This is a genomic window from Limnobaculum eriocheiris (genome assembly GCF_021010575.1).
Classification (GTDB): Bacteria; Pseudomonadota; Gammaproteobacteria; order Enterobacterales; family Enterobacteriaceae; genus Limnobaculum; species Limnobaculum eriocheiris.
On sequence record NZ_JAJNAG010000090.1, the window covers coordinates 1 to 1898 of the forward strand.

Consider the following 1898-nt stretch of genomic DNA (forward strand, 5'->3'; position numbering starts at 1 on the left):
TTGCGAACCCATCTTAAACGGTTGACCCGCAAGACTATCTGCTTCTCAAAGTCAGAAGAAATGCACGATAAGATCATCGGATGGTATCTGACGATCAATCATTACCACTAAATCTGCGTCACGACCTGTTTTTCTATTACTCAAATTGATATTGCACAGGCAACAAAGCTATCAGAAAAAGATAAAAACCAGCTCACTCAGCCCTATATTAATCAATGTATTGGTATTTCACAGATCTCCAAATTAGTGGAAGCGGTTTCCGAGTGGTATATCAGCCGCGGTTATATTACCAGCCGGGCGTTTTTAACCGAACAGGATCTCTCTTCCGGAACGCTGAATATTTGGGTACTGGAAGGCAAACTGGAAAAAGTATTGCTGGAGGGGGAGTCAACCACCGCAGTGAGTATGGCGTTTCCGGGTCTGGAAGGAAAAATCTTTAACTTGCGGGATATTGAGCAGGGCATGGAACAAATTAACCGCGTAAGAACGGTTCCGGTACAAATCGAAATTCTACCGGGAAGCGAACAGGGATTATCGGTGGTAAGTTTGAGTGCTGCACCCGAATTTCCACTCAGTTTCACGCTGGGTTTTGATAACAGCGGACAAAAAAGTACCGGTACCGGACAGATGAATGCGTCGATTACTGGCAATAATCTTTTAAGGATCGCCGATAAGTGGTTTGTTAGCGGCGCTAAAAGCAGCGATTTATCCAACAGTCATGATGCTCAGAGCTTACAGGCCAGCGTCAGCGTACCTTATGGCTACGGACTGTTTGATTACAGTTACTCCTGGAGTGACTACCTGAGCAGTATTGATAACCGGGGCTATTACTGGCGTTCACGAGGCGATACTCAAACCCATCGCCTGAACAGCAGTTGGACATTGTATCGCGATGGGGATATTAAAACCGGCCTCTCTCTGGGGATAACGCATCGCATCAGTCGCAATTACCTTAACGATGTACTGTTGCAAAGCAGCAGCCGTAAACTCTCCAGTTTCACTGTTGGTGTCAATCACGGTCAAAAATTATGGGGTGGTTTTGCCACGCTCAATCCGGCTTTCAGCCAGGGTGTACCATGGCTGGGGGCTGAAGATGATGACGGAAAACTATCCGGTTCACCCAAAGCGGAATTCTCCCGATGGAGTCTGTCTGGCAGCTACTACTTCCCGATAACTGAACGCGTTACCTGGTTAAGCAGCATATACGGTCAATGGACCCCCGATCGGCTATACGGCAGCGAGCGTTTAACTCTTGGTGGCGAAAGCTCAGTAAGAGGTTTTAAAGAACAATATTTGGCAGGGGACAGCGGTGGCTACTTGCGAAACGAGCTGAATACCTACCTGTTTACGATGCCGGTGATGGGGCAGGTGAGTCTGGTGACTGCTGTTGATGGTGGCTACCTGCAACATGATAGTCTGGATAAATATGCTTCCGGTACTCTCTGGGGAGCGGCGGTTGGGCTGTCGACGTCTCATCGCCATGTTTCCAGCAGTTTTACGGTTTCTAAACCATTGAAATACCCGGACTGGCTTGATGCTGACCGGTACTCCATCTATTACCGCATAGGACTTATGTTCTAATTAAATACCCGGAATAATAACAACGAAAAACAACATGGATGTGTTACCCGTTTCAACCCGCCGTCGTGTACTGAGCTATCTGATTAGCGTGCTGTTGTGTATTCAGCCAATGGCACCGGCACTGGCGGCAGGGATAGATGTCGCCGCTGGCAATACTTCAACGGATAAGGCGGCTAACGGTGTCCCGGTGGTGAATATCGCCACGCCAAACGGCGCGGGGGTTTCCCATAACCAGTACCAGAATTTTAACGTCGGTAAAGACGGGCTGATTTTAAACAATGCCACAGGAGCACTGAATCAGACCCAACTGGGCGGAC

At 48.3% G+C, this 1898-nt stretch carries 2 protein-coding genes and 1 pseudogene; all 3 read left to right on the forward strand.

Annotated elements, in window-relative coordinates; genetic code table 11:
- Positions 1-111 (forward strand): IS1 family transposase (locus tag LPW36_RS17565; RefSeq protein WP_230607651.1); only part of this gene is annotated, 111 nt, incomplete at its 5' end.
- A 15-nt stretch (positions 112-126) separates the two neighbouring features.
- Positions 127-1581, forward strand: a pseudogene (locus LPW36_RS17570) (ShlB/FhaC/HecB family hemolysin secretion/activation protein); the annotation flags it as partial.
- A 34-nt stretch (positions 1582-1615) separates the two neighbouring features.
- A partial coding sequence (locus LPW36_RS17575) for a two-partner secretion domain-containing protein (RefSeq protein WP_230611882.1) occupies positions 1616-1898 on the forward strand: 283 nt, incomplete at its 3' end.